At 70.6% G+C, this 14,229-nt stretch carries 13 protein-coding genes; 6 read left to right on the plus strand and 7 right to left on the minus strand.

Annotation, left to right across the window (positions count from 1 at the left end):
* Nucleotides 1-68: 68 nt before the first annotated feature.
* Nucleotides 69-1,889: an ABC transporter family substrate-binding protein gene (locus tag AB0H12_RS19800; RefSeq protein ID WP_499624299.1), complete on the minus strand. Its 1,821-nt coding sequence runs from the start codon at nucleotides 1,887-1,889 to the stop codon at nucleotides 69-71.
* Nucleotides 1,890-2,180: 291 nt separating this feature from the next.
* Nucleotides 2,181-3,569 (minus strand): ABC transporter substrate-binding protein, encoded by a 1,389-nt coding sequence (locus AB0H12_RS19805; RefSeq protein ID WP_499624301.1) that lies wholly within the window; start codon nucleotides 3,567-3,569, stop codon nucleotides 2,181-2,183.
* Here AB0H12_RS19805 and AB0H12_RS19810 point away from each other — a divergent pair.
* Nucleotides 3,484-3,690: a hypothetical protein gene (locus AB0H12_RS19810; RefSeq protein WP_499624427.1), complete on the plus strand. Its 207-nt coding sequence runs from the start codon at nucleotides 3,484-3,486 to the stop codon at nucleotides 3,688-3,690. The two genes, AB0H12_RS19805 and AB0H12_RS19810, sit on opposite strands and share 86 nt — an antisense overlap.
* Before the next feature lie 615 nt (nucleotides 3,691-4,305).
* Here AB0H12_RS19810 and typA read toward each other — a convergent pair.
* Nucleotides 4,306-6,207, minus strand: a complete 1,902-nt coding sequence (gene typA / locus AB0H12_RS19815) for a translational GTPase TypA (protein ID WP_499624302.1) — start codon at nucleotides 6,205-6,207, stop codon at nucleotides 4,306-4,308.
* Between the two features lie 147 nt (nucleotides 6,208-6,354).
* Here typA and AB0H12_RS19820 point away from each other — a divergent pair, with 147 nt between their 5' ends.
* Nucleotides 6,355-6,573, plus strand: coding sequence for a hypothetical protein (locus AB0H12_RS19820; RefSeq protein WP_499624304.1), 219 nt, complete (start codon nucleotides 6,355-6,357; stop codon nucleotides 6,571-6,573).
* A 46-nt stretch (nucleotides 6,574-6,619) separates the two neighbouring features.
* Here the strand turns inward: AB0H12_RS19820 and AB0H12_RS19825 are convergent, their stop codons facing one another.
* On the minus strand, nucleotides 6,620-6,919 hold the full coding sequence (locus tag AB0H12_RS19825; RefSeq protein WP_499624306.1) for a YciI family protein: 300 nt from the start codon (nucleotides 6,917-6,919) through the stop codon (nucleotides 6,620-6,622).
* A 193-nt stretch (nucleotides 6,920-7,112) separates the two neighbouring features.
* Here AB0H12_RS19825 and trpS point away from each other — a divergent pair, with 193 nt between their 5' ends.
* Nucleotides 7,113-8,078 carry a tryptophan--tRNA ligase gene (gene trpS, locus AB0H12_RS19830; protein ID WP_499624308.1) on the plus strand — a complete coding sequence of 322 codons (966 nt, stop codon included), beginning with the start codon at nucleotides 7,113-7,115 and terminating at the stop codon, nucleotides 8,076-8,078.
* Nucleotides 8,079-8,230: 152 nt separating this feature from the next.
* Here trpS and AB0H12_RS19835 read toward each other — a convergent pair whose 3' ends face one another.
* From AB0H12_RS19835 to AB0H12_RS19845, 3 genes are read right to left on the minus strand one after another with little or no spacing between them, the layout of a single operon-like run.
* Entirely contained in the window at nucleotides 8,231-9,049 is an 819-nt protein-coding gene (locus AB0H12_RS19835) for a (deoxy)nucleoside triphosphate pyrophosphohydrolase (RefSeq protein ID WP_499624310.1), read from the minus strand.
* Nucleotides 9,050-9,074: 25 nt separating this feature from the next.
* Nucleotides 9,075-10,361, minus strand: a complete 1,287-nt coding sequence (locus tag AB0H12_RS19840) for a sensor histidine kinase (protein ID WP_499624312.1) — start codon at nucleotides 10,359-10,361, stop codon at nucleotides 9,075-9,077.
* Nucleotides 10,358-11,092 (minus strand): response regulator transcription factor, encoded by a 735-nt coding sequence (locus tag AB0H12_RS19845; RefSeq protein ID WP_053723208.1) that lies wholly within the window; start codon nucleotides 11,090-11,092, stop codon nucleotides 10,358-10,360. The genes AB0H12_RS19840 and AB0H12_RS19845 overlap by 4 nt, the downstream gene beginning before the upstream one ends.
* 139 nt (nucleotides 11,093-11,231) lie before the next feature.
* Here AB0H12_RS19845 and AB0H12_RS19850 point away from each other — a divergent pair, with 139 nt between their 5' ends.
* Genes AB0H12_RS19850 through AB0H12_RS19860 form a run of 3 tightly spaced genes read left to right on the plus strand, consistent with a single transcriptional unit; the run spans nucleotide 11,232 to nucleotide 14,223 of the window.
* Nucleotides 11,232-12,371, plus strand: coding sequence for a LolA family protein (locus AB0H12_RS19850; RefSeq protein WP_499624314.1), 1,140 nt, complete (start codon nucleotides 11,232-11,234; stop codon nucleotides 12,369-12,371).
* Nucleotides 12,368-13,393: an ABC transporter ATP-binding protein gene (locus AB0H12_RS19855; protein WP_499624316.1), complete on the plus strand. Its 1,026-nt coding sequence runs from the start codon at nucleotides 12,368-12,370 to the stop codon at nucleotides 13,391-13,393. Before AB0H12_RS19850 ends, AB0H12_RS19855 begins: the two co-directional genes overlap by 4 nt.
* Entirely contained in the window at nucleotides 13,390-14,223 is an 834-nt protein-coding gene (locus AB0H12_RS19860) for an ABC transporter permease (protein ID WP_499624318.1), read from the plus strand. The genes AB0H12_RS19855 and AB0H12_RS19860 overlap by 4 nt, the downstream gene beginning before the upstream one ends.
* Nucleotides 14,224-14,229: the final 6 nt, after the last annotated feature.

Here is a 14,229-nt window from a genome sequence, read left to right on the forward strand (position 1 = left end):
TCGGTGCGGTCGGCACCGACCCCCCGGGCCGGACTCATCTTCTACAACTCAAGCGAACCGCGCCGAACCTACTTCTTCTGCCACGCGAACAGGTTCCACGTGACACCGCCGCCGACGCCGACGTAGGCGATCGGGCCGATGTTCGCGTCACTCGCCGCGAAGTCCGGCAGCTGGAACAGCGGGATGCTGTGCAGGTCGTCCCGCATCAGCTTGTCGACCTCGTTCATCATGGTCAGGCGCTTCTGGTAGTCGAGCTCACCGTTGGCGGCCTTCCACTTCTCGTCGACCTGCTTGTTCGAGTAGAGGTTGTAGTTGCCCGAGCCGCCCGCGTCCTTCGACGCGTAGTTGCCGTAGGCGCCGGCCTTCAGGGGCTGGCCGACCCACGCGAACAGCGCCGCGTCGAACTCGCTCGCGGTGAGCCGCTTGGAGTTGAAGTCGTCAGCCTGGTCCTGGATGATCTCGATACCGGCCTGCTTGCACTTGTCCTGCAGGATGCGGACCGTGTCGGCACGACGCTGGACGATCTTGTGGCCCAGCTTGAACGACGCGCGGAACTCGCCCTTGGCGTAGATGCCGTCGGCGCCCTGCTTCCAGCCGGCGTCCTCGAGGGTCTTCTTGGCCGCGGCCACGTCACCCTTGCCGAGGTCGCTGTAGTGGTCCTCGTAGCCGACCTCGTTGGGCATCATCACGAGGCTGCCCAGCGGGGTGGCGTTCGGGTCGACGTCCTTGATCAGCTTGTCGACCAGGCCCTGGTTGTCGAAGCACTGCCCGATCGCCAGCCGCAGTTCCTTGTTGTTCTTGAACAAGGGCAGCGACATGTTGAAGTCGACGTGCTCGAAGGTCTGGCCACCGGCCGCGAAGACGGTGAACGCGCTGTCGCCGCGCAGCTGCTGGGCGACCGCCGGGTCGGCCTGCGGCGCGATCACGGCGACTTCCTTGTTCTGCAGCTGCTGGGTCGCCGACTGCGAGTCGGTGTTGGTCTTCAGGATGACCCGCGCCGGGCCACCGGGGTTGCCCCACCACTTCGGGTTGCGGACGAGGACCGTCTGGTCCTTCAGGTCCGTCGACTCGATCATGTAGGCGCTGCCGGACAGCGACAGGTCCTTGTTGTAGCCGCGCCAGCCCTTGGTGAAGAACTCGGCGGCCTTCTTGACCTGGTCGTCGTTCTGCTCCGGCGTGACCTTCATGATGTCGGCGATGCCGGTCTGCTTCTCCAGGACGTGCGCCGGGAGGAGACCGTCGCTACCGGGGGTGGAGAAGATGCCGCGGTAGTCGGCGTACGGCTTGTCCTTGAAGAAGGAGGTCTTGACGGTCTTGTCGTTGTCCGAGCACTCGATCTTCTCGATGTTCTCGTACCCGGTCGGCGTGGCGTCCCAGATCGAGACCTCGGTGCCGTCCTCGCCCTTGATGGTGGCCTTGCTCGTCGCGGCCAGCCACTTCAGGTAGAAGTCGTCGCAGTCGATCTGCTCGCCGTCGGACCAGACCGCCTCCTTCCGCACCTTCCACTCGATGACCTGCGGGTCGCTCGAGACGACCTTGATCGACTCCATCAGGTCGCCGTCGACCTTGATGACCAGCTTGCCGTCGACGAAGTCGGTGAAGTAGGGCGAGGGGATCACATTCGACAACGCGATCGTGTTGGCGAAGCTGTTCGACGCACCGATGTAGTTCTGGTAGTCGTCGAAGCCCTCTTCGACGGCGATGGCGATCTCGCCGATGTCGTCAACCTTCGGACGCTGGAACACCTCGTCCTGCGCGCCGATCTTGCCTGGGTCGGCGTTCTGCTGGCCACCCTGGTCGCCGCTCGTGCCGCCGCCGCCGCACGCGCTCAACACGAGCGTGGCCGAGGTCAGCAGCGCGAACGCCGTGACAGCCTTTGATCTCCTCATCGACACGTGCCCTCCTAGCACTGGGTTGGAGCGACCGTTTGGGCCGACTTCCACCCATAACCGTGATGTGCCAAACGCGCCCCGAACCGACACACCGTTGCAGCACGATAAGAACCAGTGCGCGGCACGGTCACTGCCCATCGGCCGATCGTGACCAAAGGGTGACACGTTGGTCGCAGCACGCGACTCCGTCGTTACCGGGCGGGAGCGTTCGTTAACCGGACGACGAGAATACTGTCAATACTGCACCGCGAACGCATCTTGAAGCCAGTGTTTCGTCCGGGTCAACGGTCAACGATCTTCACGCCGCCAGGTGCGCGCGGTGCTCAGCGGACCGGCGAACGGAGCACCGGCGGTGACGCCGTCGGCCTCCGGTAGGACCACCAGCAGGTCCGCTACCTGGAACAACGGCATCGAGACCGCTTGCTGCCAGAGCACCGGTTCGATGGTCTTGAGGGCGTCGGCGAGCAGCACCTGCCCGCTGAGGGCCTGTTCGATCACCGGCTGGACCGTCTGGTCGCAGAAACCGGACAGATTCGCCGGAATGGGTGTACCGCCGTCCTCGGGTGACGGGCGACACCCGAATGTGGATGCCAGAACGGCCGCGGAATCGCCGGTGTCGACCTGGGGCACGACGGCAATGTCGACGGGCTCATTGGAAGCGGCGGTATCCGACAGATCTTGGCCGAACAACTGATTGGGCGGCGTTGTCAGGACGCGTGCGGCGATTCCGGACAATGACAGTTGACGCTGAACCCGGTTCGCGACGGTCACGTACGGCTCGACCCCGGCCGGTGCGGCGATGGTCAACTCGAGCGGCTTGCCGTCCCGCCCCCACTGCCCATCATCCGGTCGGGTGTAACCCGCCTCGGTGAGCAGTAGCGCCGGGTCACCGGCCTTGGCGGGCATGGTCGGGGTGTGGCCGGGCTTGCTCGGGGGGATCACCTGGGCGTCCGCGCGGAGGTTCGCACTGGGTCCGCTGCGGGTGCCGGCGGCGATCAGGTCGTCGCGGTCGAGCAGGTTCATCACCGCGGTGCGGACGCGGAGGTCCTGCATTCGCGGCGACGCGGGGCGGAGGAGGAGTTGGACGACTTCCGGACGCGGCACGACCACGCTGGCGAGCGACGTGGTCTTGGCCAGTTCGTCGATGTCCTTGACCGCGATGGCGTCCGCGCGGATGAGGGCGACCTGGTCGTCGCCGGTGTTCAACGCCTCGACCGTGTCGTGCTGGGTCGCGCGGCGCAGGATCACCCGGTCGAGCGCGGGCGGCGCCTCCCAGAAGCGGTCGCTGCGCTCGAGGACGATCTCGCCGCGCGGCTGGTCCAGCGTGCGGACCGCGAACGGCCCCGCCGTGGCCGGGAAGCTGTCCGCGAGAGCCGCGCTCCACCCGCCGGGGGCGTCTTTCAGCAGGTGGGCGGGCAGCAGGTTGCGGAACAGGCTCCGCCAGCCGGGGTACGGCTTGCTGAACGCGACCTCGACGACCTTGCCACCCTCACGGCTGGCGATGTCGTCGATCAGCCGGTACCCGGCGGGGTCGATCACCCCGGGCTCCTCCCGCATCCGCTGCCAGAGGTAGACGAAGTCCTCGGCCGCGATGGGCGCCGAGTCGGACCAGCTGGCGTCACGGCGCAACGCGTACGTGACCGTGTACGGCTCCGCGCTGGTCACCTCGGCGCTCACCAGGAGGTCCAGGTCGAGCCGCGGACTGCCGTCCGCGTCGGTGCGGAAGGTCGAGGGCAGCAGCAACGCGGCCAACGCCGTCGTGACGGTGCTCTGGCCGGCCAGCGTGTGCGGGTTGTAGCCGCCCTTGACGTCGTCCATGCCGACGACGATCTCGTTCTGCTTCTCCTTCGGGACCACCGTCATGCCGGGCGTCGACGGCACCAGGGGCGGCGGCGGTGTGGCCGTGCAACCCGCCGCGACCAGCGCGAGCGCAGCCAACACCGCAAGAACCGTCCGCGTCCCCATGGGTACGAGCGTGCCAGACGGCGCTGACAGTTGACGCCCAACCCCACCACTCCCCCACCGCGACCTCCCCCACTCCCCTCACGCCACTCCGCCACTTCTCTGCCGGCGCCTCTGGCCCGGCGGGCCCGGCGGGTCAGGCGGGTCAGGCGGGCCCGGCGGGCCGCCGGGTCCCGGTGGCGGGCGGGCCGTGGGGGTGGCAGGCGGGGGTGGGGGAAGCCGGTGGGTGTGGGAAGCGGGGTGGGTGGTGGGGTGGTCGGGGTCGGGGCGGTCGGTCGGTTTCCTCATGTTCCAACCGAGGGGAGGTAACAGTGTTACCGTACATTCTTGGCCAATGTTCACCCGGTCGTGTTTGGCAGTCACGGGTGGGGTGGCCGGCAAAGCAGAACGGGCACCTCCGGCCGAAGCCCGAGGTGCCCGTTCAGCAGACCCTATATATAAGGAGTAGCGGTCAGCCCCGCAACTTGTTGCGGCTGCGCTCGCGGCCCCGCTGGTTCGCGTCCAGGATCACCTTGCGCACCCGCACGACCTCCGGCGCGACCTCGACGCACTCGTCGGGGGCGCAGAACTCGAGCGCCTCCTCCAACGACAGCTTCCGCGGCCGGGCCAGGGTCTCCATCACGTCGGCGGTCGACGTGCGCATGTTCGTCAGCTTCTTCTCACGGCAGACGTTGACGTCCAGGTCCTCCGCACGCGGGTTCTCGCCGACGACCATGCCCTCGTACGCCTCGGCGCCGGGCTCGACGAAGAACGTGCCCCGGTCCGCCAGCTGGATCATCGCGTACGCGGTGATCTGACCCGAGCGGTCGGCGACGAGGGAGCCGTTGTGCCTGGTCCGGATCTCACCGGCCCACGGCGCGTAGCCCTCGGACACCGCGTTCGCGATGCCGGTGCCGCGCGTCTCGGTCAGGAACTCGGTGCGGAAGCCGATGAGGCCGCGCGACGGCACGACGTACTCCAGCTTGATCCGCCCGGAACCGTGGCCGGACATGTTCTCCATCCGGCCCTTGCGGTTGGCCAGCAGCTGGGTGATGGCGCCCAGGTGCTCCTCCGGCGCGTCGATCGTCAACCGCTCGAACGGCTCGTGCAGCTTGCCGTCGACGGTCTTGGTGACCACCTGCGGCTTGCCGACGGTCAGCTCGAAGCCTTCCCGCTTCATCTGCTCGACGAGGATGGCCAGCGCCAGCTCACCGCGGCCCTGCACCTCCCACGTGTCCGGGCGCTCGGTGGGCAGCACGCGCACCGACACGTTGCCGACCAGCTCCGAGTCCAACCGGGCCTTGAGCACCCGCGCGGTCAGCTTGGTGCCGCCGCCGCGGCCGGCCAGCGGCGAGGTGTTGACGCCGATGGTCATCGAGATCGCCGGCTCGTCCACGGTGATGCGCGGCAGCGGCTCGGGGTTGTCCACGTCGGCGAGCGTGTCGCCGATGGTGATGTCCGGGATGCCGGCGATGGCGACCAGGTCGCCCGCGCGCGCCTGCTCGGCGGGCACGCGGTCCAGCGCCTCGGTGATCAGCAGCTCGGTGATGCGGACCTTCTGGATCGTGCCGTCCTCGCGGCACCAGGCCACCGTCTCGCCCTTGCGGATGGTGCCCGCCTCGATGCGGCACAGCGCGATCCGGCCGAGGAACGACGACGCGTCGAGGTTCGTCACCAGCGCGCGCAGCGGCGCGTCGGAGTCGCCCAGCGGGGCCGGGATGTGGCGGAACAGGACCTCGAACAGCACGTCGAGGTTCTCCTCGTCGGGCAGGCCGCCGTCCTCGGGCTGGTTGAGCGACGCCCGGCCGGCGCGCGCCGAGGCGTAGACGACCGGCAGGTCGAGCACCGAGTCGTCGGCGCCGACCTCGCTGGCCAGGTCGAGCAGCAGGTCGTGCGCTTCCTCGACGACCTCGGAGATCCGGGCGTCGGGGCGGTCGACCTTGTTCACCACCAGGATCACCGGCAGACCTGCGGCCAGCGTCTTGCGCAGCACGAACCGGGTCTGCGGCAGCGGGCCTTCGGAGGCGTCGACGAGCAGCACGACGCCGTCGACCATGGAGAGGCCGCGTTCGACCTCACCGCCGAAGTCGGCGTGCCCGGGGGTGTCGACCACGTTGATGGTGACGGGACCGTCGGGCGTGTGGCGGCGCACGGCGGTGTTCTTGGCCAGGATCGTGATGCCCTTCTCACGCTCCAGCTCGCCCGAGTCCATGACCCGGTCGACGAGCTCGGCACGTTCGGAGAAGGCCCCGGACTGGCGGAGCATGGCGTCGACGAGGGTCGTCTTGCCGTGGTCAACGTGCGCGACGATCGCGACGTTGCGCAGGTCGTTGCGGACCAGCGTTTCCTTGATCGACGCGGTGGCCGTGGGCACGCGGAACTCCTAGAGCAGTCTGTGCGAGGGAAGCCAGGCGCCGGACGTTGGATCGCGCGCAGCCTGACTACAGCTTACCGGGCGCAGCGCCCTTACCACACAGGGACGGCAGGTGAGGTCAGCCTCACCTACTCTGAGGACACCCGGATGAGTGGAGCACGCCGCGTGGGCAAGGTCAAGGTCAAGAAGAAGTGCTGCCGTTCGACGCCGAGGTGCAAGAGCTGTCCGGTCGTGGTGTTGCTCAAGGCGCGGGAGAAGGCCGCGAAGAAGGCGGCCAAGCAGGAGCGCAAGGAGCGCAAGAAGGCCCGGAAGGCGGACGGGAAGAAGGCCGGCAAGAAGGCCGGCAAGAAGGAGGTGGCCGCGTGAGGGCCACCGCCCGGCCGACGCCGGGTGGGACGGGGCCGCCCGCGGGCTAGCCCATCACCGCCTCGTTGATCCTGGCGAGCTCCGGCGCGGTCCGGGTGGCCGTGAACTCCACCACCTGGTACTTCGCCAGCTTGGCGGTCGCGAACGGGTCGGTCGCCAGCAGCGCGTCCAGCTTCCCGCGCGGCATCGGCCGCGCGATGATCACGCCGCCCACGCGGGGCACCTGACGGCCCGAGGCCAGGAAGTGCCCGGCCTCGTACTGCTTCTTCAGCCACTCCACGTGGTCCGGGAGCGCGTAGTCGACCTCGTCCAGCGGTGCGGTGTACTCCAGCAGCACGACGTACATAGATGAAATGTAGACCCGTGACACACCCGGGTAACACGCTAGAATCGCGGCTATGCGCACTCTTTACCCGTTCTGGTGGTCCGCCTTCCGGCGGCCCTGAGAACTGCGCGTCAGACGAACGCAGGCCGCCCGCTGGGGCGGCCTTCGTGCTTTCGGGGGTCACGTCGAGCGGGCACACCCCGAAGGGATCACCATGATCAGGCTGTCCGCGATCACCCCGTCCGGTCCGGTCCAGCTGGGCAACTACCTCGGCGCCATCAGGCGGTGGGCCGCCGAGGGCACCGAAGAGGACGTCTACTTCATCAGCGACCTGCACGCGATGACGACGTCGCACAACCCGTCACGACTGCGATCACTGACCCGGGAGCAGTTGGCGGTGCTCATCGCCGCCGGCGTCGACCCGCGGTCGGTGGCCGTGCAGTCCGACCTGGTCCGCGAGCTCGGCGCGTTGACGTGGGTGCTGGAGTGCACCTGCACCTACGGCGAGGCGGCCCGGATGATCCAGTTCAAGGAGAAGTCGGCGGGCCGGTCGTCGGTCCGGTTGAGCCTGCTCACCTACCCGGTGCTGATGGCCGCCGACATCCTGCTGCAGGGCGCGCACGAGGTGCCGGTCGGTGACGACCAGCGGCAGCACGTGGAGCTGGCGCGGGTGCTGGCGCGTCGGTTCAACGGCACGTACGGCGAGGTGTTCGTGATGCCGCGGTCCGTCGTGCCGCCGACCGCGTCGCGGATCCGTGACCTGGCCGATCCGTCGCGGAAGATGGCCAAGACGGCGAAGGACGCGGCGGGCACGGTGTTCGTGCTCGACCCGCCGGACCTGGTGCGGCGCAAGATCCGGCGTGCGGTGACCGACGACCGGGGTGAGGTGCGTTACGCGCCGGAGGAGCAGCCGGGCGTGGCGAACCTGCTGGAGATCCTGGCGGCGTGCACGGGGAAGGACCCGCAGGAGCTGGCGGGATCGGTGAAGGACTACTCGGAGTTGAAGGAGGCCGCGGCGGACGCGGTGGTCGAGGAGCTGCGGTCCGTGCGCGAGGTGACGCAGGGGCTGCTCGACGACCCGGCCGAGCTGGACCGGGCGCGGGCGCACGGCGCGGAACGTTCGCGTGAACGCTGCACCCACCGCCTCGACGCCGCCCTGCGCATGTCCGGCCTGGGCTGACTCCGCGAGTCGAACACTCAGGTCGCGCGTGTCGAACCTTCAGGACCCCCGAGTTCAACGTTCCGAATGGTGAACTCGGGGGTCCTGAACGTAGGACACGGCCGTTCTGAGTGTTCGACACGCGGGACCTGAGTGTTCGACACGCGCGGGGGTCAAGAAAGGAGGTGGGGGTGGAGGGAGGGGAGGAGGACGCGGTCGGCGGGGAGCCAGTCGACGGTGTCCAGGTCGGCGGAGGTCAGCCAGCGGATCGCCTGGTGGTCGGTGGGGATCGGGGTGCCGGAGGTCAGGGTGGCCGTGTAGGCGCGGAGGATCAGGTCGGAGCGCAGGGGGACGTCCGGGCCGATCCGGTCGCCCGGGGTGACGGTCACGCCCAGTTCCTCCGAGCACTCGCGGATCACGGCGGCGTGGTCGGTCTCGTCCGGTTCCACGCGTCCGCCCGGCAGTTCCCACTTGCCGGCGGCCTCGGGCGGGTAGCTGCGCTGCTGGGCCAGGAGCAGGCCGTCGCGGATGATCGCGGCACCTACTACTACGCGCGCGCTCAGCAGGTCGATGCTGCGCGCGGCCACGGCGGCGGCACGTGCCTCCAGGACTTTGAGCGCCAAGCCGCGGCCCACCAGGACGTCCGCCAGCCGCCCGAACGGGCCGCCGGGCGTGGACCACTCGACGGAGTCGACCACCATCGTGCCGCCGCCGGTGTGCAGCAGGTCCGTGACCAGCGTGAACCGCGGCAACGGCCCACCGACCAGCTCCGCCGACACGCCCGTGGTGTCGGCCCGCGTCACGACCAGCGTCCCGTTCACCGGCCCCACGGACCCGGCCAGCGAAGCACCCACGAACAGCACCGGCGCGCCACCCGTGATCCGCACGCCCAGCCCCCGCACGGCACGCGCCAGCAGTCGCGCGTCCAGCAACGCGGCGGCGACGGTCCGCAGCGGCGCGTCGACCAGGGTGGTGGTTCTCAGCTCGGGCACGGTCGTCGATCCTGCCACCCCGACGTCACCGGTAGAGCGGCCAGCGCACCTCCAGCCGGGCGCCGCCCTCCGGCGACTCGCCGGCCCGGATCGTCCCGCGCCGCCGCCGCACCAGGTGCGCCACCAGCGCCAGCCCCAGCCCGAACCCGCCGGTGGCCCGTCCCCGGTCCGATTCGACCCGGTAGAAGCGGTCGAACACCTTCTCCCGGTGCTCCTCGGGAATGCCGTGCCCGTCGTCGTCCACCAGCAACCGCACCTCGCGCACGGCCGGCAGCACGGAGATCCGGATGAACGTCCGGGCGTACCGGGCGGCGTTGCGCAGCAGGTTGTCCAGCACCAGCTCGACCTCCGTGCCCGCGGCGGAGATCAGGCACGCGCTCATCGGCGCGGCCAGCTGCACGAGCAGCTCCGTCTCCCCCAACCGGTCGACGGCGGCCTGCGCCTGCAGCACCACGTCGACGGGCTCGGCGCGGGGCAGCTCGCCGGTGTCCGCGCGCGCCAGGATCAGCAACGCGTCCACCAGCGCGGACAGCCGTTCCGACTCCTCCACCACCGATTCGAGCACCTCGATGGAGAAGTCCGGGTCGGGGTGCGCGACCGCCACCTCGGCCTGCGCCCGCACGGACGTCACGGGCGACCGCAGCTCGTGCGCCGCGTCACCGGTGAACCGGCGCAGCCGTTCGGTGGCCTCGTCGCGGCGGGCCAGCAGGGCGTTCAACGCCTCCGCGAGCGCTTGCAGCTCGTCCCGCGCGGCCGGCACGGGCAGGCGCTGGCCGCGCGGCAGCTCCGCCGCGGCCACCCGCATCCGCTCCACGGGCCGCAACGACGACCGCACGGCCAGCCACGTCGCGATCCCGACCAGGCCCGCGACCAGCACCGCGGCCACCGCGAGCCACCGCGTGCCGAGCTGGTTCGCCTCGCGGTAGCCGACCAGGGTGTCGCCGGCGACGTGCAGCCGGGGGGTGCCGTCCGCGGCGAACTCCACCCGGCCGATCCACCGGTGCGCGCTGGGGCCGTCGATCCGCAGCACGGGTTCGCCCGCCTTGAGCGCGCGGACCTCCGCCGCGGTCAGGTCGGGTTTCGGCCCACCGTCCAGCGGGTTGCCCGCGGTGTCGAGCACGCGTGCGTGCTCCGCCTTGGCCAGCTCCCGGTCTACGGCGTTGACCTGCACGTACCCGATGAGCTGGGGTGCGAGGAGGGTGAACGCGAGCAGGCACAGCAGGGCCACGCCGGTCGCCACGACGGTGATGCGGAACCTCAGCGTCCGCCGCAGCCACCACCGGCGCGGCGGCCACCACCGGCGCAGGTTCACCTGCGCCTGGTCCCCGCCGAACCCAGCGCCGCGTCGAGGTCGGGCGTGGACGCCAGGTAGCCGTGGCCGCGCACGGTGCGCACGACCTCGCCCGCGCCCATCGCGTCGAGCTTGCGCCGCAGGTAGCCGACGTACACCTCGACCGCGTTGCGGGTGGCGGCCTGCTCGTCGCCCCACACCGTGCGCAGCAGCTCGTCCTTGGTCACGACCGATCCGGCCCGGCTGGCCAGCACGTCGAGCACGGCGTACTCGCGCGGCGACAGCGACACCGGCTCGCCGGCCCAGCTCACCTCGCGCATGGCGCGGTCCACCACCAGCTCGCCCAGCTTGAGCCTGCGCCGCGCCAGGTCGGCGGAGTTGCGCCGCAGCAACGCCCGGACCTGCGCCACCAGCACCACGAACGAGAACGGTTTCACCAGGTAGCCGTCCGCGCCGAGGTCGAGGCCGTCGGCCTGGTCGACCTCGCCGTCCTTGGCCGACACCATCAGCACGGGCGTGCGCACCCCCTCGGCACGCATCCGCTGCAACACCCGGTAGCCGGACAGGCCGGGCAGCATGATGTCCAGCAGCACCACGTCGAACGCGCCGGTCAACGCCACGCGCAGGGCGTTGGGGCCGTCGGCGGCGGTGACCACCTCCATGCCCTCCGCGGAGAGGCCGCGTTCCAACGCGCGTCGTACGCCGATCTCGTCGTCCACAACCAGCACCCGTGGTCTCACGTCCCACAGCATGCCCCGTGAGGAGGACAATCGGCGCGGGAGTCTCAGGTCGCTCTCAGCGTCCGGGCCGCTCTCAGCTCGATCTCAGGGCTCGCGGAGGAGTGTCTGGGTTGTCGGGTCGCAAGGGGCTGCCCGGTAGGAGGAGGGACACATGAACCGGAGAAGGGTGACCGTCGTGGCGGCGGCGGCAGGCGTGGTCGCCGGTGCGACCGGGCTCGGGCTCCTCGCGATGCCCGCCGGCGCCGGTCCCGCACCGGTGCTGCCGGACGTGAGCGCCGAGGCGCTGGTCGAGTCCGTGCTGAACGCCCAGCCGGCCGCGTTCGGCGGCACGGTGGACGTGAACAACGACTTGGGCATCCCGGCGATCGCGGGCGTGCCGCAGGCGTCGGACGGCGCCAGCAACCTGCGCGTCTGGACCGACGGTCAGGGCAAGCTCCGGGTGCAGCTGCCCGGCGGCGACTCCGAGCGCACGTTCGTCGACGACGGCCGGACCGCGTGGCTGTGGGACTCCGCCGAGCAGACCGTGACGAAGATGCCGCACGGCGCGTTCGAGCAGCACGAGCCGGAGCTCGGCGGCGAGCAGCAGGCCGTGCCGACGGACCCGGTGACGCTGTCGCGCCAGGTGGTGGCGGCGATCCAGGAGTACAGCGACGTCACCGTCGACGGCACCGCCCGGGTGGCGAACCGGCCGGTGTACGAGCTGGTGCTGACGCCGAAGCCGACCGAGAAGACGGTGCTGCGCGAGGTGCGCGTCGCGGTCGACTCGGAGCTGCGGGTGCCGCTGCGGGTGGCCGTGCTGACCAACGGCACGGACGCGCCGGCCGTGCAGGTCGGGTTCTCCGAGCTGAACGTCGGCCCGCAGGACGCGTCGCTGTTCGCGTTCACGCCGCCCGCCGGCGCGAAGGTGACCGAGCCCGAGGTCGACGCGCCGTCGGCCGAGGACAAGGCCGCCGCCGAGCAGGCGTTCACCGAGGCGAACCCGCAGGTCATCGGCGAGGGCTGGGACGTCGTGCTGGCCGCGCGCGTGCCGGACGACGCCCTGACCGGTCTCGCGGACGCGCAGCGGGAGCAGGGCCAGCGCGAGGGCCGGTGGCAGGAGCGCGGCGAGGGTGGTGACGTCGACGTGCAGGGCCTGATCAAGCAGCTGGGCAAGCAGGTCAGCGGCGACTGGGGCTCGGGCACGCTCATCACCACGCGCGTCGGTGGCGTGCTGATCGCCGACGACGGTCGGGTGGCCGCGGGCGCGGTGCCGGAGCAGGTGCTCGTGGACGCGATCGGCCAGGTCAAGTGACCTCCTCGACCAGCGCGCGGGTGGAGTCGGCGTCCCCGTCCGGGACCGCCGGCTCCACCCCGGTCTTCGCGGCCCGGACGCGGGGACTGCGCAAGGTGTACGGGCGCACGGTCGCGGTGGACCGGGTGGACCTGGACGTGCCGCGGGGGGCGGTGCTCGGGATGCTCGGCCCCAACGGGTCGGGCAAGACCACCACGATCCGCATGCTGCTGGGGCTCGTGCGGCCGACCGAGGGCGAGGTCGAGCTGCTCGGCAAGGCGTTGCCCGACGGCGTCGCGGAGGCGTTGCCGCACGTGGGCGCGCTGGTCGAGGGTCCGGGGTTCCACCCGTTCCTGTCGGGGCGGGAGAACCTGCGGCGGGCGGCGGCCTTCGAGCCGCTGCTCGCCTCGGGCGACATCAGGCAGGCCGTCGAGGACGCGTTGGAGCGGGTCGGCCTCGCCGCCGCCGCGCACCGGCGCTACCGGGGGTACTCGCTGGGCATGAAGCAGCGGCTGGGGCTGGCCTCGGCGCTGCTCGTGAAGCGGAAGCTGATCGTGCTGGACGAGCCGACCAACGGTCTGGATCCGGCGGGCACGCGCGAGGTGCGCAAGGTGATCGCGGACCTGCACGAGGCGGGCAGCACGGTCGTCGTGTCGTCGCACCTGCTCAGCGAGATCGAGGCGACGTGCACGCACGTCGCCGTGCTGCACCGGGGGACCGTGGTGGCGCAAGGGGAACTGGCCGAGTTGCTGCACGCGGACAGCAGTTCGCTGCTGGTCGTCACGCCGGACGTGGACGACGCGCTGAACGCGTTGCGCGCCGGTCGGATCTCGGCGCGCCCGATCGAGGAGGGCGTGCGGGTCGAGCTCATCGGCACGACCGCGCCCGTGGTGGTGCAGACGCTGGTGAACGCGGGGGTCGAGGTGCACGAGGCGCGTCGGCACCGCACCGGTCTGGAAGATCTGTTCGCCCGGCTCACCGAGGCCGAGGAGTCCGAGCACAACCTGTCCGCCGTGGACACGATCGAGGAGGGGGCCCGATGAGCGCGCTGGTCGCCACGCGCGCTCCGCTGGGCAGGCAACTGCGCTCGGAGCTGCGCTGGATCGTGCGCCGGCCGCGGACGGTGATCGGGCTGGCGTCGCTGTGCCTGGTGCCGGTCCTGGCCGGGATCGGGCTGTGGTTCGCGGTGGACGACGACGGCGCCGCGGGGCCGGGTCTGGCCGCCATCATCGCGGGCAACGGGCTCGTGCTGCCGGTGTTCACGCTGTTCCTGGCGCTGCCGCTGCTGCTGCCGCTGGTCGGCGCGATCTGGGCGGCGGACGGGTTGGCCGGTGAGGCGCAGCACGGCACGTTGCGCGGGCTGATGATCTCGCCGGTGGGGCGGCTGCGGCTGCTCGGGATCAAGGCGTTCGGCGTGGCCACGATGACGTTGTTCGCGGTGACGCTGATCGCGTTCGTCGGCGCGATCACCGGTGTGGTGCTGTTCGGCGGCGAGGGGATGCTCACGCTGTCGGGGTCCACGCTGTCGTTCGGCGCGGCGCTCGGGCGGATCGTGCTGACGATCCTGCTGGTCACCGTGCAGGTGTGGGGTGTGGCGGCGATCGCGATGGCGATCTCGGCGTGCACCGAGCACCCGTTGGTGGTGATGGCGGCGACGATGGCCGGTGTGATCGTGTTCGCCGTGCTGGGCGTGTTCAGCGCGTTGGACTGGCTGCACCCGTACCTCCTCACGTCCGCGTGGGACGGCTTGATCGACGTGATGCGCGACCCGTTGCCGACCGAGGGGTTGTGGCGCAGCACGGCGTTGGCCGGGTGCTACATCCTGATCGGGATGTCGTTGGCGGCAATGCGGTTGGCGACCAAGGACAACTAGCCGAGA

Origin of the sequence: Actinosynnema sp. NPDC023794, assembly GCF_040639675.1 — a bacterium.
In the GTDB taxonomy this organism is placed as follows: domain Bacteria; phylum Actinomycetota; class Actinomycetes; order Mycobacteriales; family Pseudonocardiaceae; genus Actinosynnema; species Actinosynnema luteola.